Source organism: Flavobacterium sp. FG19 (genome assembly GCF_057809475.1).
Genome location: NZ_JBMDKA010000012.1, coordinates 73,853 through 100,233 on the forward strand (window position 1 = coordinate 73,853; position 26,381 = coordinate 100,233).

Genomic DNA, 26,381 nt, shown 5'->3' on the forward strand with positions numbered 1-26,381 from the left:
TGCCTATATTTGTTTGAAGAAAAATACAATCAAACTTTTTTTTTAAACACCTGGCAATTAATATGAAGAGTATAATTTCAATTCTAATTTTGTTAACTGTTATGTTCTCGCCATCTATAAATGCTCAATCACAAGATTCAACTTTACAAAAATTAATTGACCAAAAACTTATTGAACAGAAAGAGGTAAAAGATTTTATAAAAAATCAAAAAGATTATACTGGTAAAAATACAACTTCGTACTTATATGCTTTATTTCAATGTGAATATAAAAGAATAACGGGACACTTTTATGCTACTTTTACAGCTCATATGACTTCTTTTGAAGGCGAAAAGCTTAGCGAAGAGGAACAGAAAAAAGAAAACCAGGAACTTAATAATTATCTTTCTAAACTCAAAAACTGTGAAATTGTAAATGAAAAACAAAAACAATATTTTCAACAACAAATAAATAATAATTCATACGATTTTAAATTACAGTTTATACAAGATATTACATTTAAAGCTTTAAAAGTAGATTACATGGCTTCAGAAAAGCTAAAGGAATTTGCAGATAAATTAAAAGACTATAAAATACTCGATACAAATTATCAAAATCTAATTACTGCAATAGACGAAGAAAAAATACAAGAACCTATCGATTTTCTTTTGTATTGTGAAAAATCTACAGTTGTAAACCCGAAGAATTATTCAAACAAAGCAGAAGTTTTTTTGGAAGCCATTCATAAAAAAACGGCCTCATTACTCCTTGAATTGGCCTTTACTGATTTTGAATATAAAATAGTGCCTAATCCTGAATTGTCTGCTTATGGCGATAATTATTACAACTGCATCGTTTCTTTAAAATCAAATGGAAAAGTCTATAAGCAAATAAGCGGATTTTATCCATCATCTAAAAATGATTATTCAGCAGGTGAAATCGATATTCAAAATTATTATCAGATCTTTAATAAAATTCTAGTAGATCTTCACGCTTCATATCGAATTCATGCCGTTCCTGTTTATGGTGAAAATTCATCTGTAAATCAGATTGGAATAATGGTCTTAACCGAAGAACAGCAGAAAAAACTAAACAAATTTGTGACCTATCTTTCTGTATCTTCTGAAAATTTTAAAGACAAGCCAACGAGTCAGGAAATTGAAAATGCTATTGAGGAATATTCTAAAATTGGTTTATTTTCAAATTTAACAGCTGATGAAATCAATAAGGGAAGAGAATTGGTTACTGAATTAGAAATTATGGACTATAATGATGTACTTTCTTCTTTTCCAAACATGATTTATTCATTTGATACAGAACTGGGAAATCTTAAAGATCCTTATGCCGAATTAATGAAAGAGTTTTCAAAAATTTCTCATAATGAATTCAATCCTACAGCTATTTCTAACAAATTTGCATGGCAAAAAAGGAAAACAACTTTAAATTTCAAACTCGAAAATAAATCCTATTCTAAGAAATTAAAAATAGATCGCGATTGGATTGATATCAATTTCTTTGATTTTATTCAATCTGTCGTAAAAGAAAATAATTATAAAGGACAATTCTATTCATTGTATACTGGCGATCAGCTAGCTAAAATCGTTTATTTAACTAAAACACAATACGATTATATCAAAGCAAAAAAACTTCTTTTATTTGCAGATCAAGAATGGCAAGAATAATAATTCTTTTTCCAGTTCAAAAATTAATCAAAACCTCATCCTCTGAATCCTGACCGCATTCAAAATCGCCAATAAAGCCACACCAACATCGGCAAAAACAGCTTCCCACATGGTCGCCAGTCCGCCAGCACCCAGAATCAGTACAAAAGCTTTTACAACAAAGGCCAGAATAATATTCTGCCAAACGATCTTTTTGGTTTGTTTTCCTATGTTAATCGCCATCGCAATTTTACCTGGTTTATCATCCTGAATCACCACATCGGCGGTTTCAATGGCGGCATCGCTTCCTAAACCTCCCATGGCCATTCCAACTGTACTTAATGCAATAACGGGAGCATCATTGACCCCGTCGCCCACAAAAGCAACCGTTTCATTTTTAGCTTTAATTTCGTTTACTTTATTGACTTTATCTTCCGGCAGTAAATCCCCAAAAGCATTGCTGATCCCCAGTTTATCAGCCACAAACTGAACCACATTGGTTTTATCACCGCTCAACATCGTTACTTTTACACCTAATGCTTTTAGTCTTGAAACCGTTTCAGGAGCATCTGTTTTAATTTCGTCGGCAATCGTTAAATAACCTGCAAATTTTTTATCGTAAGCAATAGCAATAGTCGTATAAACAATGGCCGAAGGATCCATATCATACGGAATACTAAATTTGTCCAGAAGTCTGAAATTTCCAACCAGAAGTTCTTTTGCGTTACTTTCTGCTTTTAATCCATATCCTGAAATTTCTTCCGTGTTTTGTAATACAATAGCGGAATCAATTGCCCCGGCATAATTATGAATGGCCGTTGCTACGGGATGTGTACTGTGATTTTCGAGTACATTTACCAGTTTTAAAATTTCATCTTTATCAAATTCCGGTTTTATAATTGCTTCCTGCACTTTAAAAACACCTTCGGTCATGGTTCCGGTTTTATCCATTACCACATTCTGAATCGTTGAAATACTGTCCAGATAATTACTTCCTTTAAACAATATCCCGTTTTTACTCGCTGCGCCAATACCGCCAAAATACCCTAACGGAATACTGATCACTAAAGCACACGGACAGGAAATAACCAGAAAAACCAAAGCCCTGTACAGCCAGTCACTAAAAACATAATTATCGACAAACAACATAGGCAGTACACAAATCGCAATGGCCAGATATACTACAATTGGTGTATAAATTTTAGCAAATTTTCGAATGAATAATTCTGCAGGCGCTTTTTTGGCTGTAGCATTCTGAACCAGTTCGAGGATTTTAGATAATTTACTGTCGTTATAGGCGGTAGTAATTTTTACATCTGCAATTGTACTTCCGTTTATCATTCCCGCTAAAACGTTTTCACCTTTCTTCTTTGTATCGGGTCTGCTCTCTCCAGTTAAAGCTGCGGTATTAAACGAAGCTGAGTCTGAAACTAATTCGCCATCCAAAGCTAGTTTTTCACCGGCTTTAAGTCTTACAATCGCTCCTATCTGAACCTCTTTTGCTTTAACTTTTACAGTCCTGTTATTCTCCAAAATACTGACCTCATCAGGACGCTGGTCTAATAGTCCTTTTATACTCGATTTTGCCCGGCTCACTGCCATTCCCTGAAAAGTCTCTCCTATGGTATAAAATAACATAACGGCAACACCTTCGGGATATTCTCCAATCGCAAAAGCCCCGATTGTAGCAATACACATTAGGAAAAACTCTGAGAAAACATCGCCTTTTATAATACTTTCATAAGCCTCACGCAGGACTGGAAATCCAACCGGAAGGTATGCAATTACATACCATACAATCCTCACATAACCCGCAAACCAGTTTTGTGGAAAATAGTTGTCAAAACCTATGGCAATAAGTAGTAAAATAAACGATATAATGGCGGGAAGAAACATTTGAAACCAGTTTCCCGAAGCACCATGGTCATGATCATGTCCGTGATCCTGTCCGACATTTTCTGAATGTACGGGTTCATCATGCGAACAGCAGCAGGAAGTTTTGGGTTTACTTTTTATATTTTTTACTTCTTTATCTTGATGTATCATCTTTTTTATTTCAGGTTTCAGGTTTTTGATGCCTGAAGTTATTGTTTAAATAATGCTCTAAATTTAAGCATTTTGCAGGGAAGTTTATTGCCGCTAAGGCACTAAGACGCTAAGTTTTTTTTTAAAGCTGCTGCGAATTAATCTCGCGGAGTCACAAAGTCGCTAAGTTTTTCTCATTTTTTGTCATTTCTCTAGTTCGTTTATTCTTTAATTTGAAAAACTTTGCGTCTCTGCGACTTTGCGAGATTCCTTTAATAAAAACTTTGTGCCTTCGTGCCTTCGTGGCAAAACAGCTTTCTTAATGTGTATGCTCCCCTCCGCCTTTCATTGCAGACAATAAATAAAAAGCACCTTTCGTCACGATTTTGGCTCCTGAATCTAGTGTATCAACAAATTTCACTTCGGTAAAACCTAAATCTGTTGTACCGGGAACTACCTCAATCGCTTTAAAATGAATTTCCTTTTCGTGAGCTTCTTCTTTTTCACCTTCTTTATGCTCGTGTTCTTCCTCTTCGTGCCCTTCTTCCTGTACAAAAACAAAATACTTATCGGCATTTTTAACCACCGCGTCTTTAGGAAGCGCCGGAACTGTAGCATTGGTAATATTAATATTCGCAGAAACATACATCCCCGGAATTAATCCTTTGGCATCTGCCGGATCGATTTTGGCATGTACGGCAACCGTTTTACTTTCGTTAGAAAATGATTTATTGATTCCGAAAATCTTTCCTTTAATAGATTTATTAGACTGATTGGTCAATACAAAATCAATTACCTGATCTATAGAAATAGACCCCAGATCCTTTTCATAAACATTTAAATCTAAGTGCATCTGACTGTTATCGGTTACTTCAAACAAAGAAACTCCGGTATTAGCAAAAGCGCCTTTGGCAATATTAATTTTCCCAACATAACCATTTATTGGTGACACTATAGGTACTAAAGACGAACTTCCTTTTATGGGAACATGAAGCGCTTCCAATTTATTCTTTGCTGCTTGTGCACGGGCCTTTTCGGCCGCCAGTTTTGCTTTTACTTCCTGAAATGTCTTTCTTGGATTTACATTTTCATCACTTAGTGTTTTCTGACGGTTGTATTCTAGCTGCAGATACTCGACATTGGCAATTGCCGACTGATATTCTTCCTGCATTTCGATTACTTCCAGATTCTGAATGGTCGCCAGCACTTTTCCTTTGTTTACATAAGTACCTTCCAGAACAAAAATATCCTTCACCGTTCCGCCAATTAAAGTCGAAACCTCAGCTGAGTTCTGAGGCGGAACCGTTGTATAACCATTGGCTTTTATAACTTTATTAAGATTCCGGTCTTCAACAAACCCGGTTTCAATGCCAACTGTTTTGTATTGCGATTCTGTTAAAGCAACTTCTGTAGTTGATTTTTCTTCTTCGTGAGCCTCTTGCGTTTTCTTTTCATTACAGCTTAGATTAACCGCAAAGAGCGCAAAGATCCCGCAAAAGACGCCAAGTTTTATTCCCTTGCGTACTTTGCGTTTTGTCTTTGCGTGCTTTGCGGTTAAATTATTTTCAGATATATTTTTCATTTTTAATTGTTTTTGATGGTTGGGAATTGGAGTTCGATAGCACTTTGATTAAAGCTGTGTGTAGCTTCTGCCAATTGTTTTTTAATATCAATAGCCTGATTTAAAAAACTGATATACGACCAATAGCTCAAATCGCCATTAGCATAACTTTTCTGTGCTGTTTCTATAATTTGATTCGCATATTGCAAACCTTCATTTTGGTAATAATTTAGATTCTTCTGCTGTTTTTTGAAGTTGTTTTCTAACTCTTCTTTTTGCAGGTTTAAAATCATTTTATTTTTATCCAATGCCAGTTGTGACTGCGAAACGTTAATCTCAGCGGCTTTTGCTTTGGTGGTATTTACACCTCCAAACAACGGAATCTGCAATCCAGCCGTAAATCCCTGAAATAAAGATTCGGTATTAATCGTTTGGGCAAAATACCCTAAACCTAACTTTGGTGTTCGATTGGCTTTAAAGGTTCCGGCTTCTTTCTGGTAAACTGAAATCTGCTGCTGATAAAAATCGGTCATCAAATTTTCGGCTTTTGAGTTTTGCTGATTTTCTACAAAAACATATTGCAAATCCGTATTTTGATCGGGAACAATATTTTCATTCGTCTGAACAAAAAACTGCAGCTGCTTTTGGTAGATCGCCAAATCGTAATTTAATTGTTCCTTTTGTGTTTCGATCTCTTTTACTTTGGCTTTTGCGCTGATTACTTCTATGTTCCCGCTTTCTCCTGTTTTGAATCGGAGTTCGGCATTTTTTAGGAATTTGGTGTAAATGTCATTCAATTCTGAGTTTAACTTTTGAATTGAGATTCCGTACAAATATTGGTAATACGCCAAAGTCACAGCCTTTTCCAATTCATAAGATGATAAGGCTTTTCGTTTTTCAGCTAGTTTGGCGAGTTCTTCCTGTAACTGTCTATTGGCTTTTGTGACATTTCCTAACGGGAAAAACTGCTGTACCGAAACATTATGGTCAAAATCAGCACTATTAAACTGTCCGCCCTGATACTGTACCTGCAAAGGATCAGGCTGAAAAGCCGTTTTCTTTAAAACGTTTTGCCGTTCAATTTCTTTATCGGCTATTTTTAAGTCGATGTTGTTTGACTTGGCAAGTTCTATAGCTTTTTCCAGGCTGATAGATTGCTGTGCAAATGTTGCTGCGCTTGTTAATAGTAATGTACTTAACCGCAAAGTTCGCAAGGTTTTTTTCGCAAAGTTCGCAAAGGTTACATACTGTGCTTTATATATAGAATTCATTTTTCTCTCTTTTAAAATTTATTAGCGTTCTTCGCGTAAATCTTTGCGCTCTTTGCGGTTAAATCTCTCTAACATTAAATACAAAATCGGTAAAACAATCAGCGTTAATAAAGTGGCTGAGACTAAACCGCCGATTACCACAGTTGCTAAAGGTTTTTGTACTTCTGCCCCGCCGCTGGTTGATAAGGCCATAGGCAGAAATCCAAGTGAAGCTACAGCCGCAGTCATTAGAACCGGACGCAATCTCGTTCTGGTGCCCGTAATTACCCGCTGCAGTGCATCGGTGATACCTTCTGTTTTTAACTGATTGAAATACGAAATCAATACGATTCCGTTTAAAACCGCAATTCCGAATAAGGCAATAAATCCAATTCCGGCCGAAATACTAAACGGCATTCCTCTCAGCGAAAGCGCAAATACACCTCCAATGGCAGATAACGGAATGGCTGTAAAGATTAAAAGTGCCTGTTTATAACTCTTGAACGTAAAATACAGCAGTATTAAAATTAAACCTAACGCAATAGGCAGTGCCACCGAAAGTCGTTTGGTCGCTTCGATTAAGTTCTCAAACTGTCCGCCATAGGTCACATAATAACCGGCCGGAAGTTTAAAGTTTTGGTCCAGCTTCTGCTGAATTTCCTCTACGACAGTTTTAATATCACGTCCGCGGACGTTTAAACCAATAGTTATTCTTCGTTTTCCGTCTTCACGAACCACTTGTACGGGACCCTGTTCATAATCGACTGATGCAACCTGCGAAAGCGGTACCTGCTGCCCGTTGGGAAGCGGAATAAACAAATTACTGACATCGGTTATATCGGTACGGCTGTCTTCGTTCATTCGGACCACGACATCAAATCGTTTGCTTTCGTCGTATATTTTTCCGGCGCTTTCTCCGGCAAACGACGAACGAATGATTTGGTTGATATCGGATATATTTAGTCCGTACAGGGCAATTTTGTTATAATCGTATTTTACGGTAATCTGAGGTAAACCCGTTACTTTATCGGCTTTTAAATCACCAATGCCTTCTATGCCTTTTATTTTTGAAATCAGTTCATTTGCTTTTGAGTCCAGGATTTCCAGATCGTCACCAAAAATTTTAATGGCAATATCTGACCGGCTTCCTGTCATCAATTCGTTAAAACGCATTTGAATAGGCTGCGAAATTTCAATATTAGCACCCGGGATTACTTCCATTTCTTCTTTCATAGCATTGGCCAGCTCCTCCCAGTTATGGTATTGGCCTTTCCATTCTTTTTTATCTTTTAAAACAATGATCAAATCCCCGCTTTCTATCGGCATCGGGTCAGTCGGAATTTCACCGCTTCCTATTTTAGTCACAATCGTTTTGATTTCGGGAAACTTAGCTTTCAGGATCTGTTCGTATTTCGTGGTTGTTTCCACCATCTGCGTAAGCGAACTTCCGGTCATAATAGTAGCATTTATAGCTAAATCGCCTTCTTTGATGGTGGGAATAAACTCTCCTCCCATATTCTGAAAAACAATAAAGGCCAAAGCAAATAATCCGATTGCAGCAGAAAGAACGATTTTTTTGAATTCTAAAGCTTTCTGTAACAAAGGTGTATAACGGTTTTCCAGCCAGACAATCATTCGGTCGCTGAAATTGACTTTATGTTCTGTTTTCTTTGACAAAAACAAGGCACTCATCATAGGAATATACGTCAGAGAAAGAATAAAAGCTCCAATAATGGCAAAACCTACAGTCATTGCCATAGGTTTAAACATTTTCCCTTCGGTTCCAATTAAAGCCAGAATGGGCAGATAGACTATTAAAATAATGATTTCTCCAAAAGCCGCACTGTTTCTGATTTTGGAAGCCGAATTGTATACTTCATCATCCATTTCCTGCTGATTGAGCTCTTTTTTAGTTTTGAATTTCTGCAGATGGTGCATCGTGGCTTCTACAATAATAACAGCTCCGTCGACTATAATTCCGAAATCTATGGCACCAAGGCTCATAAGGTTTCCGCTTACGCCAAAGGCATTCATTAAAATAATGGCAAATAACATCGCCAGCGGAATAACCGAAGCTACAATTAGTCCGGCACGAAGATTTCCTAAAAACAGAATAAGGACAAAAATTACGATTAAAGCTCCTTCTAATAAGTTTTTAGTAACGGTACCTACGGCATTATCTACCAGTTTTCCCCGATCAATAAAAGCTTCAGCAACAACTCCTTCGGGCAGGCTTTTGTTAATCTGCTCCATACGTTCTTTTACTCTGTGAACCACGGCACTGGAGTTTTCTCCTTTGAGCATCAGGACCATACCCGAAACGATTTCTCCTTTTCCGTCTTTGGTTGAAGCTCCGTAACGCAGGGCGATTCCTTCCCGCACCTGTGCTACATCGCGCACCAGAACAGGCGAGCCGTTTCGGTTTTTAACGACCACATTACCAAGGTCTTTTATACCTTTTGCCATTCCCACTCCCCGGATAAAATAGGCATACTGATCTTTTTCGATATAAGCACCTCCTGTATTCTGATTATTCTTTTCTAAAGCATCAAAAATTTCGGTAATGGTTACACCAAGACTGTTTAATATATTGGGATTAACAGCAATTTCGTATTGTTTTAATTTTCCGCCCCAGGTACTCACTTCGGCCACACCTCTTACCCCCTGCAGCTGCGGAATAATAATCCAGTCCTGAATGGTTCTGAGTTTTACGGCATCGTACTGGTTTTCGTACCCTTTTTTGGCATACACATCATATTGGTAAATTTCTCCTAATCCTGTTGTAATAGGAGCTAATTCCGGGGATCCGGCATAAGGCGGGATATTTTCTTCGGCTTGTTTTAAGCGTTGGAATATTTGTTCACGGGCCCAGTAAATATCAACATCGTCTTCAAAAACGACGGTTACTACAGATAACCCAAAACGGGAAATACTGCGGAGTTCTATAATATCCGGAACTGTTTTTACGGCCTGTTCGAGCGGATAAGTAATTAACTGCTCGACTTCCTGACTGGCCAGTGTAGGTGCTGTGGTAATAATCTGCACCTGATTGTTGGTAACATCCGGCAGGGCATCCAACGGCAGCTGTTTAAGCGAATAGCTTCCCCACGCTATTAAAACGAGGGTAAATAAGAGTATAACGAATTTGTTTCGTATACTAAACTGAATGATTTTATCTAGCATTTGAAATATATAATGACATGAAAAATAAGACAAGAATATTGTCTGATACCTGCGGCAGAGCACAGCTTCTTAATCCGGTTTGTAATCCTGATATTATCGGGACGAAACCGGTGTCATTATACTATCTGAGGGGGCTGCCAGATACTTCCGTAAAAACTGGAAATAAAGACAGAATTATAATTAGGTAAAGGACTTGTAATGATTGAATACACTACAGGAAATTCGTAATTTACGGATGGCTGATAGGTTAAAATCTGTGCACCGCAGCAGTTGCAGGCACAAAATGGCGAACACAAATCATTGTCTTTATCATGAGAATGGTTGTCTTCGGACGCAAACTGAGCTGTTGTATGCATAGCACTGTTCACCTCCATATCTGCACAGGGCATATTAGAAAGTGCCATCAAACAAATTGATAATAAAACAGTGATCCATTTCATGACTGTAAATGTACTATATTATTCAATTCGCTTAAAAAAAATATCATAACTAACTGATAATAAGTATATTTATTTTAAAAATAAGAACAAACAAAAGAAATTTTAGTTAACTTTAACACTAATTATCCCCTATTTCAAACACAAAGTTCTTTTAAAACCTTTCTATACACCCATAAACAAAAGATAAGCCGACATTCTTTCCGAATACATTAGTACAATTTTATTTCAGGCAGTTTTATTCTAATCAATTAATACTCTAATCAATGAAATGTAAAAAACTACTATCTGCCCTTTTCTTATTATTTAGTGTACCGTTCTTTGGTCAGGTTTATACCGATAAAATCGTAGGAGAAAAAAACCAGCAGTTAAAAGACAGTCTTAAAGTAGTCGAATATCCCTACGCACTTCCTATCTGGGGTGAGAAAGTTGCCCAAAAAGGCTATCAGCTTCCTTATTCAGCGGGGCTTTCGATTAATTATTTCTGGCAGGACTCCGAAATCGTAATTAACGATCTCGAAGTGGGCTTCAATAACGGCCCTATGTTTAATCTGGATGAAATTGTTCGTTTTGACAAATCATCTGTAGAGGCGGGTGCCCTGACCATCAGACCTGATATCTGGCTTCTTCCTTTTTTAAATATCTACGGAATTTTTGGCAAAGCCAATACCGCGACCAAAATCAACGCCGGAATCTGGGTTCCGGATGCTGATAATAACTGGTCGCAGGTCGCTTCTTTTAGTACAAAAGCCAATTTTAATGCGACTACATTTGGTCTGGGAATGACTCCAACGATTGGAATTGGCGGCGGCTGGCTCGCACTGGATATGAATATGGCCTGGACGGATATCAGCTCGCTGGACAAACCTGCTTTTTCATATGTTTTTGGTCCGAGACTGGGCAAAACGTTTAAATTTCATAAAAAAGACCAGAATATAGCACTCTGGGTAGGAGGTTTCAGAGTTCATATTTCAGGAGATACCAATGGAAATATTGCTTTATCTGATATTTTTGATCTTAGTAATGCCCAGCAAAAGGTAGACAGCGGACTTACTAAAGTGAATGAAAATCAAACCAAGGTCGACGACTGGTGGAACAGTTTGACACCCGCCCAGCAGGCAAATCCGGTAAACGCAGCCAAACACAATACAGCTAACCGTGCTCTGGAAAGAGCCGGAACTTTTTTAACGCATTTAGACGGTGCTTTAAGTACTGCCGATGCTTCGACAGTACAGTATTCGCTTCAAAAGGCCCCCAGAGACATGTGGAATTTTATTGTAGGAACACAGTTTCAATATAACAAACATATTATGTTCAGGGCCGAAGCAGGTTTTCTGGGAAGCCGAACGCAGGTTTTAGGAGGCCTGCAGTACCGATTTGGACTTTAAAACCTGTTTTATGAAAAAAGGTTTACTCATATTTCTGGCTTTGTTTTTTATACAGCAGGCAAAATCCCAGGTTTTAATTTCCCTGATTTTTGGTGATAAACTTAATTCTCCTTTTCTGGAATTTGGTCTGGAAGGCGGTCTTAATTTATCTGATATCCCTGATCTGGAAAGCTCTGGACTCAACCCGGGTTTTAATCTGGGTTTTTACTTTGATATCCGGTCAAAACAAAATCCGGCCTGGATGATCAATACGGGAGTAATTGTTAAGTCGCCAATGGGTACACGGCATATTCCGGTGTATTCGCTTGAAGATGTAAATCTGGACAACACTTTTGCGGGTGGAACGGTTAACCGGGAAATTCGTTATTTTAATGTGCCTATTTTAATCAAACATCAGTTTAAAAGCCGGATCTATGTGAAAGCGGGACCGCAGTTTGGACTTCTCGCTTCTGCTTTTGATGAGTTCCAAAACAAAATCAATGACAATGATGTGGTATATAAGAAAAAAATCAGGGACCAGATCCGGGTTATTGATGCCGGAGTTGCTTTTGGAACGGGTTATCATATGAATGTGGGCAACGGATTAAATATCACGATCCAGTATTATTACGGACTGGTTCCGGTTATGAAAGGCGACGGTCCTGATGTGTACAACAGATCTTTGTATCTTACAGCCGGAATACCTATTGGTAAAGGAAAAGCAGCGCAGCGCCGTGCTGAAAAAGAGGCCGAACTGAATAAAGTGATCCTGCCTGAAGATGAAATGCCTAAACCTAAAGATAAATCAGGTATTGATTGAGTTTAACAGTTCGAGTATTTCCTGATTGTTCAGCACATAATCCGGTATTGTAAATAAAATGGCGTTATTGGGCATAAAAGGCATATCGGCCGAAAGCGGGTTCTGAACTACAATTTTCCCGCCCGCAGCCTGAATGGCTTTTAAACCCGCTGTTCCGTCTGAATTGGATCCCGACAGCAGAATTCCTACCACGGAATCTCCAAAGATTTCTGCCGCCGACTCAAAAGAGACGTCTATACTCGGACGGCTGTAATTGATTTTCTCAGAAGTATCCAGCGCCAGCGTATGATCTTTTTCAAACAATAAATGATAATTTGACGGTGCCACATATACAAAACCGGATTTCAGGGTGGTTTTATCTTCAATAGCTTTTACGGGCACACTGGATTTTAAAGTAATTAACTCTTCTAGTGTCTGATCGTCTGTACTTTTACGGTGCAGTACAATCACAACCGCAAAATTATGCAGTGTTTTTAATCCGGGTAAAATCTGCATCAAAGCATTTAAGCTCCCTGCCGATCCTCCTATTATAGTTAGTTTACAATTGGATATTATCTTATTTTCCTCCATATTTTTTCCTTTTCAAACTGCCTGTATTTTCCGGGAGAAACAGAATATTTTATGGTTTCTTTTGTACCTAAAGCAAGAAACCCTAAAACGGCTAAACTTTCATCAAATAAATTAACGACCCTCTTTTGAAGTTCATTATCAAAATAGATCAAAACATTACGGCACAATATCATATCAAATTCATTAAACGAAGTGTCCGAAACCAGATTATGCTGGGAATAAACCATTTTCTGCGACAATTCTTCATTAAACTTGGCAATACCGTAATTGGCTGTATAATAGCTCGAAAAGTCTTCCTGTCCGCCTGCATCACGATAATTTTGTGAATATTCCTTCATCATTCGCAGCGGGAAAATTCCTTTTTTGGCCGTATCGAGTACCGTGGCATTAATATCGGTAGCATAAATTAAAGATTTGTGCAGTAAACCGGCTTCTTTGAGCATAATGGCCATAGAATATACTTCTTCGCCAGTGGAACAGCCGGCATGCCATAACCTGATAAAAGGTTTTGTGCCTAACTGCGGTAAAATTTCTTTTCTGAGTACACTGTAAAAGGCCGGGTCGCGAAACATCTCGGTAACATTTACCGTAATTTCGTCAACCATTCGTTTGTAATATTCGGGATCTGTACGGACTCTTGAAAGGAATTCATGAAAATGGGTAAAACCATCGAGCTGGTATACCCGGTAAACCCTTCTTTTTAAGGAAGCCCTTGAATAACTGCCGAAATCAAAACCATAGTACTCATACACCTCATTGATGAGTGTTTCCAGTTCAATATCTTCAATCATAATGCAATCAGATTTTGCTCAGAATTGAGAGTAATTTATCAACGTCTACAGGTTTCGAGATATACTCATCGGCTCCGGCTTCCAGACATTTTTCTTTATCGCCCGCCATAGCCTGCGCAGTGAGCGCAATAACCAAAACGGATTCTCTGGACGGAATCGCTTTTATTAACGGAATTGCCTCATAACCATCCATTTCCGGCATCATCATATCCAGTAAAACAGCATCGATCTGTTCGTCAGATTTCAGGAGTTTCAAAGCCTCCTCTGCACTGGTACTGGAAAGGCATTCGTAGGATCTGACACGCAGGGTATGTTCTAACGCGAATATATTTCTGGAATCGTCGTCTACTATTAAAAGTCGTTTTTTACTCATGCAGTTATATTTTATCCAACCTGACGTTTTTTTACCAACCGTCAGGTTTCTTTAAATTAGTACTTTTAAACCTTATCGTACAGCCAGACTCTCAAAAGTGATAAGAGCTGATCAACGTCTACGGGTTTGGTAATATAATCAGAAGCTCCGGCTTTGATGCATTTTTCCCGGTCTCCGGTCATGGCTTTTGCGGTTACGGCAATTAAAGGCAGGTTCAGGAATTTTGGATTGGCCCTGATTTTTTCCGCCGTTTCGTAACCGTCCATATTAGGCATCATCATATCCAGCAAAACAATATCGGTATCCGGGTTTTCACCTAAAACCTTAATTGCCTCGTTTCCGTCAAAAGCCGTAATAATGGTCATTTTAAAGGCTTCCAGTGCTTTGGTAAGCGAATAAATATTACGAACATCATCGTCTACAATAAGCACTTTTTTATCGTGCAGGATATTGTTTAGTAAATTTAGCTTTTTATGTCCGTCTTTTTTGTCTTTTCCTTCTTTTTTATCTTCTACCAAGTGCAGGAACAAGGAAACTTCATCTAACATTCTCTGGTACGAATGTGCCGTTTTTACAATTATAGAATCTGCGTATTTCCTGATTTTTACTTCTTCTTTCAGCGAAAGGCTTTTTCCTGTAAAAACAATGACCGGAAGTTTTTCCAGTCCAGGATTTTTCTTTACGCCGTCCAGAATCTCATAAGCCTGTTTGTCCGGAATTCCCATATCCAGAATAACACAGTCGACTTCGCTTTTGTTTAATGCCTGAATTCCTGCAGAAACTTCGCTTTTTATTTCTGAATTGATATTGTAGGTTTCCAGAAAAAAAGCCAGTGCCTTGGCATGTTTTGGATTATCTTCAATAATCAAAACCTTTTGGGCTTCTTTATTGATAATATGCTCAATTCGTAAAAACACATCCGGAATCTTATCAAACGCTACCGGTTTGTCTAAGAAATCAACGGCACCTTTTAATAAACTTTCCTGTTTTAATTTATGTGATGACATAATATGCACCGGAATATGTTTGGTTTCGCTGTGATTTTTTAGTTCTTCCAATACTTCCCAGCCGCTTTTTACCGGAAGTTCAATATCCAGTAAAACCCCAAGCGGTCTGTACAAAAGAGCAAAATTTAACGCATGGTCGCCGCGAACCGCTACAATTCCTTTATATCCTTTCTGGCGGGTAAAACTCAAAAGTGATTTAGCAAAATTGATATCGTCCTCTATAATCAGGATCACTTTATCGCCTTGTTTGATAAAATCCCTGTCATCGTCTATTTCATCCGGAATTACAGGGCTTATGTATTTTTTAGATACTACAGGTCCTTCCTCTTCGGTAACTTCTGAAAAGTCTGTCGGTGGTATTTTTTCAACATTTATTTTATTCAGCGCCGATCCAAATACCGGAAGACATAATGTAAAGGTACTGCCCTCGTTAACTTTACTGTGCAGTACAATTTCGCCTCTTAACAATTTAGCCAGTTCCCTGCTGATCGATAATCCTAAACCGGTACCGCCGTATTTACGTTTTGTAGAACCGTCGGCCTGCTGGAATGCTTCGAATACAAGCGGCTGTTTGTCTAACGGAATTCCGATTCCGGTATCTTTTACAATAAAACAGATAATTTTATCATCGTCTGTATCCACTTTTATTTCCAGGCTTACTTTTCCTTTTTCTGTAAATTTGATGGCATTTGAAATCAGGTTTTTCAGAATTTGCTCTAAACGCATTTTATCGGTTTTGATAACCAGCGGTGCTTCTTTCGAGATAATTTCAAATTCAATTCCCTTTTCTTTGGCAACCAGATTAAATAAATTCCAAAGCGTATCTGTGATTTCTTTGGTTGAAATATCGAGAAATTCCAGTTCCATTTTACCGGCTTCAATTTTAGATAAATCCAGGATTTCGTCAATCAAACCTAATAAACTGTTTCCTGAACTCTGAATTACCTTCGCAAACTCTACCTCTTCATTGTTCATGCTTTGATTGTTGTTTTCCGATAAAAGTCGGCTTAAAAGCAGGATAGAATTTAAAGGAGTTCTTAATTCGTGTGACATATTGGCCAGAAACTCTGATTTGTAACGTGTTGTTAACTCCAGAGCTTCGGATTTTTTCTGAATTTCGTTATTTTTTTCTTCCAGGAGCACACTTCTTTCCGACAGTTCTTCATTCGTTTGTTCCAGTTCTTCCTGCTGTACCCTTAATTCTTCTTCTGAAGCCTGTAGTTTTTCCGTTTGGGCTTCCAGTTCCGCATTAATTGCTTCCAGTTCGCTGTGCTGCATCTGCAGTTCTTCTGACTGCGATTTGGTTTCTTCCAGCAATTCCAGAACCCTTCTTCGGTTTTGGGTCGATCTTACCGCAATTCCGATATTATTGCCAACTGATTTCAGGAATTCGAGATGCAGTTCAGAAAAACCATAAATACTGGCCAGCTCAATTGCGCCTTCAATTTTATTGTCGATTAAAGGAAAAGCTATAATATGAGTAGGTTTAACCTGTCCTAAAGCATAATTAATCTGAATGTCATCTGGTGATAGTGTTTTTAATTCGAGAAGTTTTCCCGAAGCAATAGCCTGTCCTATCAGACCTTCGCCTTTTTGGATTCGTTCCCGGTTTTTATTCGGTATATAACTGTAACCGCCTGAAGACACCAGTTCATTTTCTTCCAGAACATATAAAATCCCGGCGCTGCTATTGGTATACTGGCATAAAAACTCAATAATATCTTTAGACAATTTCTGCTGTGTTTTATCGCCCAGCATTACATTGTTTAATTCGGCAATTCCAGTCTGCAGCCATTCTTTCTGGGATAACAGTTCGAAAGAATTTTTAAGTGAAACCCCCATAGTATTCAGTGACTCGCCCACACTGCCTAAAGCATCTGACTTGGTATCGTCTACCCTGATATCATAATTTCCTCTGGAAATATTACTGGCAATCATACTGATAGCTTCAATTCGCTGTGCCGTTTCTATATCTTTTTGTTCAAGTTCCCGCTGTAGTAAAGTACGTTCGTTATAATCTTTTAAAATACGGATCAGGAAAACAATAGTAATAATAAAAGCAATGAAAAAAGCCGTTACAATTAAAATCAGACTGTATGACCCATAACGTTCTGAATTAGAGTTTCGTTCTTCCAGCAATTTCTGCTCGGTATTTTCAACTTTTTTAATGATCGCCCTGATTTCATTCATCATATTACGGCCTTCATTTAAATCAAAGATGAGCGTTTCTTTGCTCAGTCTCTTTTTAACAATCTGATTGTTCAGGTATTTAAAGAAACCGGAACGTTTATCCCTTAATTCCCCTAATAGCTTTTGCTGCGGCGGATTATCGGCTGTGAGTTCATCCAGTTTTTCAAAATACGTATTCGATTTGGCTTCAGAATCATTAAAACGATCCACAAACTGTTCATCGCCTGTAAGCAGGTAACCGCGCATACTGGTCTGGGCCTCGGTTATAATGGAGGAGCCTTCGTTTAAGTTGTAAATAACATCCTGGGTATGATTGACCCAAAAATTACTGTTTAATAAACTTTTAATACTAATAAACGAAGCAACAGAACTAATGGTCAGTACAAATAGTGAAACTAATGAACTTATTAGCAGATTTCTTTTAAAGTTACCATTCATATATTTCTAAATTATTTTGATTCGTATTTTAAAGGAAGTACTATAATAAAGCTTGCTCCCTTGCCTACTTCGCTTCTTGCTGTTATTAATCCGTTGTGTTTTTCGATAATTTTTTTGGCGATTGCCAGACCAATTCCGGTTCCTTCATAAGTCTGCCTGTCGTTTAAACTCTGGAAAATGATAAAAATCCGGTCCAGATAAATCTCATCGAAACCAATTCCGTTGTCCTTAACCATAATGCGGCAGTACTTTCCTTCAGGAGCTGTCGGGCTGTCAAAAGATTTATCGGCTATTAATTCAGCCGTTATTTCTATTAAAGGCGGTTCATTTCCGCCCGAAAACTTAAGAGCATTTCCAATCAGATTCTGAAAAACCTGCCGCAGCTGACTCGGAATACTGTCAATTGTGGGGAGTTCTGTTGCTTTTACTGTGGCATTTTTTCTTTCTATAAGGTAGTCAAAATCTGAAAGAACTTCCTGTAAAACCACATTCAGGTCCGTGATTTCGGGTTTTACCTGCGCCGATAAACGGGAATACGCCAGCAGATCTGTAATCAGGGTCTGCATGCGTTCTGCCGATTTGATGGTTCTGTCGACATAATCTATTCCTTTTTCATCTTCTTTTAAATAAAGCTCCTTGATTATTTTAATGAAAATCTGGATTTTCCGTATCGGTTCATTTAAATCGTGCGAAACCACCCAGGCAAACTGCTGCAGTTCGTGGTTTTTCATTTCCAGTTCTTCATTTTTCAAAACGAGTTCTTTCGTTCTTTCGGCAATTTTAATTTCGAGATTGTCCTGTGCTTCTTTTCGGATGGCGATTTCTTTGGAAAGAAGCTCTTTGGTTAATTTTAATTCGTTCTGCTGTTCGTAAATTTTCAGGAAGGTTTTTACTTTGAGCATCAGCAGATCAGTATCTACCGGTTTGGTAATATATTCTACTGCTCCGGTTTCATATCCTTTAAAAATATATTTCTTTTCAATATTTAAGGCAGAAAGAAAAATAACAGGAATGTCTTTGGTCCGTTTGTTTCCCGAAAGGATTTTGACGACTTCAAAGCCATCGAGTCCGGGCATCTGAACATCCATGATAATAAGACAATAGGTAGTCTTCAGGATTTTTTTCAGTGCCTCTTCACCGGATTCTGCTGTATCAACTTCGATATCGTGCAGCTCCAGTGTTTTCTTTAAGGCAATAATATTTGCCTTAATATCATCAACAATTAATACCATGCTGTTATGGGGGATAAAGCGTTATTAATTAAAAAAGAGTGATTCATGGTTTGTGAAATCGGCTTATTTAAAACATCTGATCCTATTTTAAATAAGGGTGGTCAAACTTCCAAATTTAGACAATTGAAGTACAATGGTATTGTATTCAAAATTAAAATCGTTACATAATTCCCATGTACGACTATCAGTTTTGATTGAATTTATGAAAGTCAGCTCATTATAAAAACCTTTTTTTTATTCTTCTCATAAAAACCATGGCTTTTTTCTTTCTTTTTCATTTTATTGAGGTAATCTAAAATTTATTACAGCCGTTTTTTATGCTGGTGCCGGCGTAACTTTAATACGTTAACCATGTTTAAAACGAATGTTATGAAAAAGCCTGAAAAATTCCCGGAACAAAAACAGGAACTGCCGGGAAACGAGTATAAAATGAATCCTGAACCCGAAATTATAAGAGAGAACTATACCGGGAGCGGAAAACTGCTGGGCAAAACGGCATTTATTACCGGCGGAGACAGCGGTATTGGCCGAAGCGCAGCCGTTCACTTTGCCCGTGAAGGAGCCAATATTGCCATTGTTTACTTAAAAGAGGACAAAGATGCCAGGGAAACCAAAGCCCTGATTGAAAAAGAGGGACAGCAGTGTTTACTGATAAGCGGTGATCTTAAGGATGAAAAATTCTGCAAAGAAGCTGTAAAAAAATGCATTGCCGCCTTTAAAACTATAAATGTGCTGGTTAATAATGCGGCCGTACAATTTCCGCAGAACGAACTTGAAAAAATAACAGCGGCACAACTGCATAAAACTTTTGAAACCAATATTTATCCCTATTTCTATATTACCAAAGCAGCACTTTCGTATTTAAATGAAGGCGACAGTATTATCAACACCAGTTCGGTAACGGCCTTTCGGGGCAGTGAACATCTGGCCGATTATGCGAGTACAAAAGGCGCTATAGTAAGTTTTACAAGATCATTGTCGGCTATGCTCGTCAAAAGAAAAATACGGGTAAACGGCGTTGCACCCGGCCCCATCTGGACACCTCTGATTGTGGCTAGTTTTGACAAACTTTCTGATTTTGGAAAAAGCAATCCAATGGAACGCGCCGGACAGCCTTCTGAGGTGGGACCTGCTTATGTATTTCTGGCGTGCGAAGACAGCAGTTATATTACCGGGCAGTTTATCCATATTAACGGAGGTGAGCTGGTTGGAGGATGATCTTTTTTTAGATACTAAGCGGCTAAGGTACTGAGATACTAAGTTGTTTTGAATCATAAAAACAGAGATAACCAATACATTGTACTTTCACACCTTAGCTTGTTTGTCTGGATATGATCTTTTTTAGAGACTGAAATCTTTATTAGATCCCCCCAAATTACTACTTTGAATTTTATTTCATAAGAACTTAATCTAAAGGAAGCCTGAAACTTCAGCATCTCATCATCTTAGAAACTTAAAAAATGAACTTTACTGATGCCATAGGTTTATTTGCAGGAGCCTGTATTACGGTTTCGACTATTCCGCAGATTCTAAAAGTCTGGAAAACAAAGAAAGTAAAAGATATTTCATTAAAAACTTTCGGAATCCTGACTTTTGGTATTGTGGTATGGATTATCTATGGCATTCTCAAAAATGACTTTCCCATTATTATTACCAACAGTATTTCGTTGTGCCTTAACCTGCTGATGATTTATTTTATTATTACGTATGAGAAAGAATAATTGGAGAGATGCTGCTTTAATCCTTTATTTTAATGACTTTTTATTTAGAAAATTAAAAAAACAAGAAACTTAGAATCTCAGCATCTTAGAATCTTCAAAAAAAAAACAGCCCTTTAAACAAAAGCTGTTTTTTTCGTAATAGTAGTTATATATAATGTGCTTTTTAGCTAGCTAATTTTTGGTTATACGATTTTAATGGCAGATGGTATCTGGCTTTGAACAATTTTTGAAAATTCTGGCGTCCGGCATGGCCTGCAGCTGCAATTACCTCAGAGAAATTCAGGGTCGAGATTCTTCTGATTTCCTTAATCTGTTTTCTGGCCAGATTAACCACAGGATCAAAAGTTCGCAGATACTGAAAACTATGCTGTTCTACCTCCATTTCGACAATACTTTCTATAATGCTTTTCTTCAGCTTCGCTCCCGCTGCCCCTTTCTTCGGAACGGCCTGATATTCCAGAAGTTTTTCTGAAATTTTCGGATTTCCTCTGCCTATATAAATGTAATTTCCTGAATCGTTTGTAAAATGCTCTTTTACCTGCGAAATCAGCTCCGCCTTTTTACTGTCCATCGTTGGTATTCCCAGCAAGGTAAACTGTATACGCTTGTGGCTTTCAAAATATAAAACACTGTTGATCACGGAAGAATTATTTAAAACACCCGACTGGTTTCTGCCCAGAACTTTCTTTTCTCCGTTGGCTCCAAAACTATGACTTACGGTTCCGTTTTCACAATACACAAAAAATACCGGTGCTGTGTGATGAGATTCAATACTTAAACTAACTTCCTGATGAAACTCAAGGTCAAAATGCATAAACAGCACTTTATCATCAAAACGGGTTCCTTTTATCGAACCTTTCGTCCATTTTGATTGTATATCTAAATTGTATTCATTGTTTCTGGCTGTCAGCTGACCGTTGAAACTTTCTTTCAGATCATTAAAAACAGAATCAAATCCGCCGGTATTTATGTAAAGTTTTTTCATTTTAAACTGGTTTTAAAAAAGCTGTCCCTGCGTTTCCTGAATTACAAAAACAACTTTAAAGTTCTTTTCTCATTTTCTATAATCCAAAGTTCGTATTTCTTAAAGCTGAATACCTTATACAATTTCAATCAGAAATTTCATAATTTTTATACTAAGGTTCTGAGACGCTGAGATTCTGAGTTTCTAAGAATAACATTCTAAAGAATAAAACTAAAAACTCTGAATCAAAGAATCCGGCTGATACTAACAACTCCACAGCTTAACATCTTAGGATTTTAACAAAAAAGACTAAATTTCTCAGATGCTAATCTGCTAACAGAAAAGCATAAAACTAAAACAAGTCAGAATCAGAGAATCCGGCTTAGACTAAAAACTTAGTACCTCAGTTCCTCAGTACCTTAGCGTCTTTAAAGAAAAAACAGCTGCCCTGAAATAAATCCAGAACAGCTGCTCCTCAGCAAAATAAAAATACTTATCTATTTTATTTTAAGTAAGTTCATTGATGTCGGCATTTTTTGAATAATTCTTTTTCGGAATATCTTTAAAGAATTCTGCTTCTTCCAGATCGGCTGTCGGGCCGTATGCTATTAAATGAGTGCCTTTTTGATGGTCTTTGGTTTCAATAACATATAAAATCGACATATCATCCGGATCGCTCATTCCTTCATAGCGGTGATGGGCCACAATATAAATTTCATCGGGCTGATAAGCGTATTTTGTTTCAGAATCTTTCAGACAGCCTTTTTCGAATATATAATTCGCCGTATAGCCTTCATCCTGGTATTTTTTTATATAATCGGTTTCGTGTTTTTGTTCTTTCTTCATAACAAATGGCATTGAAGATTCCCGCTTGGAATCTTAGTTGAATTCAAAGTTCTTCATTAAAAACAATGAAAATTAACTCTATAGATTTTAATATTAGCTCATTCAGAAATCCGGAAGAATTGAAAATTTATTTTTTATTAATTTTAAAATTCATTTCCAATATGATTCGGAAAGTACTATATTTAGTACATAAAACGGATTGTTTTAACCCCGATAAAACAAATTTTAATGAGCGGCACTAACTATGATTTCCTTGCCAAAGGCGGCGAAATGGGCGTACTGACACGCAGTAAAGACTGGAGCAAAACTTCTGTCGGCGCTGTCGAAACGTGGCCGCAGAGCCTTCGTACTACTTTAGGAATTCTGCTGAACTCAAAATTCCCCATGTTTTTATTCTGGGGTCCGGAACACATCTGTTTTTATAACGATGCCTATCGTCCAAGTCTTGGGAACGACGGGAAACACCCGGATATATTAGGAAAAAAGGGCGCTGACTGCTGGCCCGAAATCTGGAATTTTATCAGTCCGCTCATCGATAATGTATTGCTGGAAGGTGAAGCGACCTGGCATGAAGACCATCTTCTGCCTATTTACCGTAATGGTAAAATAGAAGAAGTGTACTGGACTTTCAGCTACAGCCCGGTCATTAATGATGAAGGTAAACCCGGCGGTGTTCTGGTAATCTGTAACGAAACTACCGATAAAGTGACTATCCGGAAAAACCTGGAAGAAAGCAATAAACGTTTCCGGGAAACTATTATGCAGGCTCCCAATGCCATGTGTATTTTCAGGGGAAAGGATTTTGTGGTTGAAATTGTTAATACCCCCATGCTCGAAATCTGGGAAAGAAAAGAACATGAAGTACTCCATAAACCAGTTTTTGAATCATTACCCGAAGCGGCCGGCCGTGGTTTAGAAGATATTCTAATGCAGGTTTATCTTACCGGGGAAAGATTTACCGCAAACGAGCTGCCTGTAAAACTGACGCGAAACGGAAAAGTAGTAGATACGTTTATCAACGTGGTATACGAACCGCGAAAAGAGCCGGACGGCACCATTTCGGGCATTATAGCCAGTGCAAACGATGTTACAATGCAGGTAACAGCCCGCAATGCTATTGAAGAAAGTGAAAAACGTTTTAAAAATATAGTGAAACAGGTACCACTGGGTATTGCCATTCTTAAAGGAGAAAACCTCGTCGTCGAAATGGTTAACGAAACCTATCTGCAGATCATAGATAAAACCGAAGAACAGACACTCCATAAGTCTGTTTTTGAATCGGTGCCCGAGGCCGAAGAAACCGTTCATCCACTGCTTTCTCAGGTTTACGAAAACGGAATTCCTTATTTTACAAATGAATTACGGGTTACTTTAAACCGCTACGGCAAAGAGGAAGACTGTTATTTTAACCTTGTTTTTCATCCGCTGAGGGAAGAAAATAATACGGTAACCGGCGTTATTGTGGTAGGTTATGAAGTTACCGAAGCAGTTAAGGCAAGGTACTTTCTCAGCGAAAGTGAAAAAGCGTTTAGAAATCTGGTTATGCAGTCGCCTATTGCCATGACCATTTTTAAAGGAAAAGACCATATTATCGAACTGGCCAATACCGCCATGCAGCATGATATCTGGCAGAAGCAGCCGCATGAAACTATTGGCAGACCTGCCCTTGAAGTATTTCCCGAACTACTTGATCAAAAATATCCTGAATTACTAAATGAAGTATTGTACAATGGAAAAACGATCCGGGAAAACGAATCTGTGGCCTATATTGATATTCAGGGAAAACTGGAAAAGTTTTATCTGGATTACCAGTATACACCTTTGTTTGAAAAAAACGGCGAAATATCCGGGATTATGATTACAGTAAACAATGTAACGGATAAAGTGGAAGCCCGCAAAAAAGTGGAAGATGCCGAAGAAAGAGCCCGTTTAGCTTCTGAAATTGCCGAAATTGTGACCTGGGACCTGAATGTACAAACGCAGGAACTGATTTATTCGGATAACCTTCCGGAATTGTTCGGCCTTAAAAAGAATATTAAAATAACCCGTCCGCAGGTTCTGGAACGTATTTACATTGAAGACTGGCCAGTCCTCGAAAAGGCCTACGAAAAGGCTTTACAGAACAATATTTACAAATACGAGGCACGTGTCCTGAAACCGGATAATACAACGGCCTGGATCCGTGTGCACGGAAAAATATTTTTCGACGAATTAAAAAATCCCGTTAAAATGCTGGGAACGGTAATGGATGTTACCGAGGAAAAGAACCGACAGGAAATCCTCATGAAAAGTGAGGAAAAATTCAGGGTCCTTGCCGATTCTATGCCGCAGTTTGTCTGGACAAGTGATGTAAAAGGAAATCTTAATTATTTTAATCAGTCTCTTTTTGATTATACCGGTTTAAGCAAAGCCGAAGTTGGCAAAAACGGCTGGCTTCAGGTGGTTCATCCTGACGATCGCGAGGAAAATGTGAACCGCTGGATGGAGTCTGTAAAAACCGGATCTGAGTTTTTATTCGAACATCGCTTTAAACGCCACGACGGTAAATACAGATGGCAGTTCAGCCGGGCACTGCCGCAAAAAGATTCTGAAGGAAAAATCCAGATGTGGGTAGGAACCAGCACGGATATTCAGGATCAAAAGGATTTTACAAGTCAGCTCGAAAAACAGGTTCACGATCGTACCGAAGAACTGGAACTCAAAAACCGTGACCTCATCAATATGAATATTGAACTGCAGTCATTTGCCTATATTTCAAGTCATGATTTACAGGAACCGCTTCGAAAAATCCAGACTTTTGCCAGCCGTCTGGCCGAGCTGGACGAACAGAATATTTCGGCAAAAGCCAAAACCTATCTGGAACGAATTGAGTTTTCAGCCAAAAGAATGCAGGCTCTGATACAAGACTTACTGACTTATTCAAGAACCAATTCTGCCGAAAGAATTTTTGTAAAAACAAACCTCGACGAGATTGTCGAAGAAGTAATCATGGATTTTTCGGAACGTATTGAAGAAAAAAATGCGGAAATCGACCTTCATCCGCTGGGTCAGGGAACTGTGATGCCTTTTCAGTTCCGCCAGCTGCTGCACAATCTCATAGGCAATGCCCTGAAATTTTCCCATAAGGATGTACCGCCTAAAATACAGATAAAAGCCAGAAGGGTTGCCGGACGCAAACTGAACTTTAAAGTAGATTATCCGGACAAAATTTATTTCTGCCTTAGAATTTCTGATAACGGTATCGGATTTGACGACGAATACAAAGAACGTATTTTCGAAGTGTTTCAGCGATTAAATACCGAAAGTGAGTACATTGGTACCGGAATTGGCTTAGCAATCGTTAAAAAGATCGTAGAGAACCATAAAGGGGTAATTAAAGCCCACAGCGAAAAAGGTCTGGGAGCTGCTTTTAAAATTTATCTGCCTGAACTATAAAAAAACACCAGCCTTATGATCGATAAGGCTGGTGTTTTTCTGTATACCGTACTGTTAATTAAACTTTGTATACAAATGTTTTACTGTCCGGAACAAACTCTTCCCAGTTGATACTGAGGGAATGTTCTATAGATTTTATAATGTCTTTCATTAAAACCGGTTTGGTAATAAAGTAATTGGCTCCCAAATGAAGGCATTTGGCGATAATCCCGGGTTCATTAGAGGTCGAAAATATAATTACCGGAATAGCACTGTTCTCTTCAGAACCTTTTAATTCATTTAAAACATCAAAACCATTTTTGCCTGGCATATTTAAATCCAGAAAAACGATATTGGGTTTTGGCGGGTCCCCGTAAATAGCATTTAACAACTTTTGCCCGCCCGAATAGGTCTTCAGGGTAATATCCTGCGATAATGATTCTACTGCATCTGTAAAGATATTCAAATCGTCTTCATCATCATCTGTGTAAAAAATTGTTAAATCTGTCATGGTATTTCACAAAATGTTATTTCTCAAAGATAGACTAAATA

18 protein-coding genes and 1 pseudogene are annotated in these 26,381 nt (G+C 38.1%); 6 read left to right on the plus strand and 13 right to left on the minus strand.

Annotation, left to right across the window (positions count from 1 at the left end):
- Window positions 1-62 precede the first annotated feature (62 nt).
- Window positions 63-1,661 (plus strand): hypothetical protein, encoded by a 1,599-nt coding sequence (locus ACODST_RS13300; protein ID WP_488932600.1) that lies wholly within the window; start codon window positions 63-65, stop codon window positions 1,659-1,661.
- A gap of 27 nt (window positions 1,662-1,688) precedes the next feature.
- Here ACODST_RS13300 and ACODST_RS13305 read toward each other — a convergent pair whose 3' ends face one another.
- The 5 genes and pseudogenes from ACODST_RS13305 to ACODST_RS13325 form a co-directional block, all read right to left on the minus strand.
- Window positions 1,689-3,686: a heavy metal translocating P-type ATPase gene (locus tag ACODST_RS13305; protein ID WP_488932601.1), complete on the minus strand. Its 1,998-nt coding sequence runs from the start codon at window positions 3,684-3,686 to the stop codon at window positions 1,689-1,691.
- A gap of 298 nt (window positions 3,687-3,984) precedes the next feature.
- The gene (locus ACODST_RS13310; RefSeq protein WP_488932602.1) at window positions 3,985-5,247 is read right to left on the minus strand and encodes an efflux RND transporter periplasmic adaptor subunit; all 1,263 of its coding nucleotides are present in this window, start codon (window positions 5,245-5,247) and stop codon (window positions 3,985-3,987) included.
- A gap of 2 nt (window positions 5,248-5,249) precedes the next feature.
- Window positions 5,250-6,497 (minus strand): TolC family protein, encoded by a 1,248-nt coding sequence (locus tag ACODST_RS13315; RefSeq protein WP_488932603.1) that lies wholly within the window; start codon window positions 6,495-6,497, stop codon window positions 5,250-5,252.
- A 42-nt stretch (window positions 6,498-6,539) separates the two neighbouring features.
- Window positions 6,540-9,659: pseudogene (locus ACODST_RS13320) on the minus strand (efflux RND transporter permease subunit); the annotation flags it as partial.
- A gap of 116 nt (window positions 9,660-9,775) precedes the next feature.
- On the minus strand, window positions 9,776-10,099 hold the full coding sequence (locus ACODST_RS13325) for a DUF6660 family protein (protein WP_488932604.1): 324 nt from the start codon (window positions 10,097-10,099) through the stop codon (window positions 9,776-9,778).
- A gap of 263 nt (window positions 10,100-10,362) precedes the next feature.
- Between ACODST_RS13325 and ACODST_RS13330 the strand changes: the two genes are divergently transcribed.
- Window positions 10,363-11,484, plus strand: coding sequence for a hypothetical protein (locus tag ACODST_RS13330; RefSeq protein WP_488932605.1), 1,122 nt, complete (start codon window positions 10,363-10,365; stop codon window positions 11,482-11,484).
- Window positions 11,485-11,494: 10 nt separating this feature from the next.
- Entirely contained in the window at window positions 11,495-12,283 is a 789-nt protein-coding gene (locus tag ACODST_RS13335) for a porin family protein (RefSeq protein ID WP_488932606.1), read from the plus strand.
- Here the strand turns inward: ACODST_RS13335 and ACODST_RS13340 are convergent.
- From ACODST_RS13340 to ACODST_RS13360, 5 genes are all read right to left on the minus strand, one after another.
- Window positions 12,269-12,853, minus strand: coding sequence for a chemotaxis protein CheB (locus tag ACODST_RS13340; RefSeq protein WP_488932607.1), 585 nt, complete (start codon window positions 12,851-12,853; stop codon window positions 12,269-12,271). The genes ACODST_RS13335 and ACODST_RS13340 overlap by 15 nt on opposite strands.
- Window positions 12,835-13,644 carry a CheR family methyltransferase gene (locus ACODST_RS13345; RefSeq protein ID WP_488932608.1) on the minus strand — a complete coding sequence of 270 codons (810 nt, stop codon included), beginning with the start codon at window positions 13,642-13,644 and terminating at the stop codon, window positions 12,835-12,837. Before ACODST_RS13345 ends, ACODST_RS13340 begins: the two co-directional genes overlap by 19 nt.
- A gap of 7 nt (window positions 13,645-13,651) precedes the next feature.
- Complete coding sequence (locus tag ACODST_RS13350; protein ID WP_488932609.1) at window positions 13,652-14,017, minus strand: response regulator; 366 nt, start codon at window positions 14,015-14,017, stop codon at window positions 13,652-13,654.
- A 65-nt stretch (window positions 14,018-14,082) separates the two neighbouring features.
- Window positions 14,083-17,652: a response regulator gene (locus tag ACODST_RS13355; protein WP_488932610.1), complete on the minus strand. Its 3,570-nt coding sequence runs from the start codon at window positions 17,650-17,652 to the stop codon at window positions 14,083-14,085.
- Window positions 17,653-17,663: 11 nt separating this feature from the next.
- Entirely contained in the window at window positions 17,664-18,884 is a 1,221-nt protein-coding gene (locus ACODST_RS13360) for a hybrid sensor histidine kinase/response regulator (RefSeq protein ID WP_488932611.1), read from the minus strand.
- A gap of 369 nt (window positions 18,885-19,253) precedes the next feature.
- On the opposite strand from ACODST_RS13360, the gene ACODST_RS13365 reads away from it, so the two are divergent.
- Together ACODST_RS13365 and ACODST_RS13370 are read left to right on the plus strand one after the other, a co-directional pair.
- On the plus strand, window positions 19,254-20,102 hold the full coding sequence (locus ACODST_RS13365) for an SDR family oxidoreductase (RefSeq protein ID WP_488932612.1): 849 nt from the start codon (window positions 19,254-19,256) through the stop codon (window positions 20,100-20,102).
- Window positions 20,103-20,344: 242 nt separating this feature from the next.
- Window positions 20,345-20,605 carry a SemiSWEET family sugar transporter gene (locus tag ACODST_RS13370; RefSeq protein ID WP_488932613.1) on the plus strand — a complete coding sequence of 87 codons (261 nt, stop codon included), beginning with the start codon at window positions 20,345-20,347 and terminating at the stop codon, window positions 20,603-20,605.
- A gap of 163 nt (window positions 20,606-20,768) precedes the next feature.
- Here the strand turns inward: ACODST_RS13370 and ACODST_RS13375 are convergent, their stop codons facing one another.
- Together ACODST_RS13375 and ACODST_RS13380 are read right to left on the minus strand one after the other, a co-directional pair.
- Entirely contained in the window at window positions 20,769-21,590 is an 822-nt protein-coding gene (locus ACODST_RS13375; protein ID WP_488932614.1) for a hypothetical protein, read from the minus strand.
- Window positions 21,591-22,076: 486 nt separating this feature from the next.
- Complete coding sequence (locus ACODST_RS13380; protein WP_488932615.1) at window positions 22,077-22,415, minus strand: hypothetical protein; 339 nt, start codon at window positions 22,413-22,415, stop codon at window positions 22,077-22,079.
- Window positions 22,416-22,643: 228 nt separating this feature from the next.
- On the opposite strand from ACODST_RS13380, the gene ACODST_RS13385 reads away from it, so the two are divergent.
- Window positions 22,644-25,850: a PAS domain S-box protein gene (locus ACODST_RS13385; RefSeq protein WP_488932616.1), complete on the plus strand. Its 3,207-nt coding sequence runs from the start codon at window positions 22,644-22,646 to the stop codon at window positions 25,848-25,850.
- 58 nt (window positions 25,851-25,908) lie between these two features.
- On the opposite strand, the gene ACODST_RS13390 is transcribed toward ACODST_RS13385, so the two are convergent.
- Window positions 25,909-26,340: a response regulator gene (locus ACODST_RS13390; protein WP_488932617.1), complete on the minus strand. Its 432-nt coding sequence runs from the start codon at window positions 26,338-26,340 to the stop codon at window positions 25,909-25,911.
- Window positions 26,341-26,381 lie beyond the last annotated feature (41 nt).

Coding starts and splice junctions, on each gene's coding strand:
- ACODST_RS13300 (WP_488932600.1), top strand. CDS start 63: ATGAAGAGTATAATTTCAATTCTAATTTTGTTAACTGTTATGTTCTCG.
- ACODST_RS13305 (WP_488932601.1), bottom strand. CDS start 3,686: ATGATACATCAAGATAAAGAAGTAAAAAATATAAAAAGTAAACCCAAA.
- ACODST_RS13310 (WP_488932602.1), bottom strand. CDS start 5,247: ATGAAAAATATATCTGAAAATAATTTAACCGCAAAGCACGCAAAGACA.
- ACODST_RS13315 (WP_488932603.1), bottom strand. CDS start 6,497: ATGAATTCTATATATAAAGCACAGTATGTAACCTTTGCGAACTTTGCG.
- ACODST_RS13325 (WP_488932604.1), bottom strand. CDS start 10,099: ATGAAATGGATCACTGTTTTATTATCAATTTGTTTGATGGCACTTTCT.
- ACODST_RS13330 (WP_488932605.1), top strand. CDS start 10,363: ATGAAATGTAAAAAACTACTATCTGCCCTTTTCTTATTATTTAGTGTA.
- ACODST_RS13335 (WP_488932606.1), top strand. CDS start 11,495: ATGAAAAAAGGTTTACTCATATTTCTGGCTTTGTTTTTTATACAGCAG.
- ACODST_RS13340 (WP_488932607.1), bottom strand. CDS start 12,853: ATGGAGGAAAATAAGATAATATCCAATTGTAAACTAACTATAATAGGA.
- ACODST_RS13345 (WP_488932608.1), bottom strand. CDS start 13,644: ATGATTGAAGATATTGAACTGGAAACACTCATCAATGAGGTGTATGAG.
- ACODST_RS13350 (WP_488932609.1), bottom strand. CDS start 14,017: ATGAGTAAAAAACGACTTTTAATAGTAGACGACGATTCCAGAAATATA.
- ACODST_RS13355 (WP_488932610.1), bottom strand. CDS start 17,652: ATGAATGGTAACTTTAAAAGAAATCTGCTAATAAGTTCATTAGTTTCA.
- ACODST_RS13360 (WP_488932611.1), bottom strand. CDS start 18,884: ATGGTATTAATTGTTGATGATATTAAGGCAAATATTATTGCCTTAAAG.
- ACODST_RS13365 (WP_488932612.1), top strand. CDS start 19,254: ATGAAAAAGCCTGAAAAATTCCCGGAACAAAAACAGGAACTGCCGGGA.
- ACODST_RS13370 (WP_488932613.1), top strand. CDS start 20,345: ATGAACTTTACTGATGCCATAGGTTTATTTGCAGGAGCCTGTATTACG.
- ACODST_RS13375 (WP_488932614.1), bottom strand. CDS start 21,590: ATGAAAAAACTTTACATAAATACCGGCGGATTTGATTCTGTTTTTAAT.
- ACODST_RS13380 (WP_488932615.1), bottom strand. CDS start 22,415: ATGAAGAAAGAACAAAAACACGAAACCGATTATATAAAAAAATACCAG.
- ACODST_RS13385 (WP_488932616.1), top strand. CDS start 22,644: ATGAGCGGCACTAACTATGATTTCCTTGCCAAAGGCGGCGAAATGGGC.
- ACODST_RS13390 (WP_488932617.1), bottom strand. CDS start 26,340: ATGACAGATTTAACAATTTTTTACACAGATGATGATGAAGACGATTTG.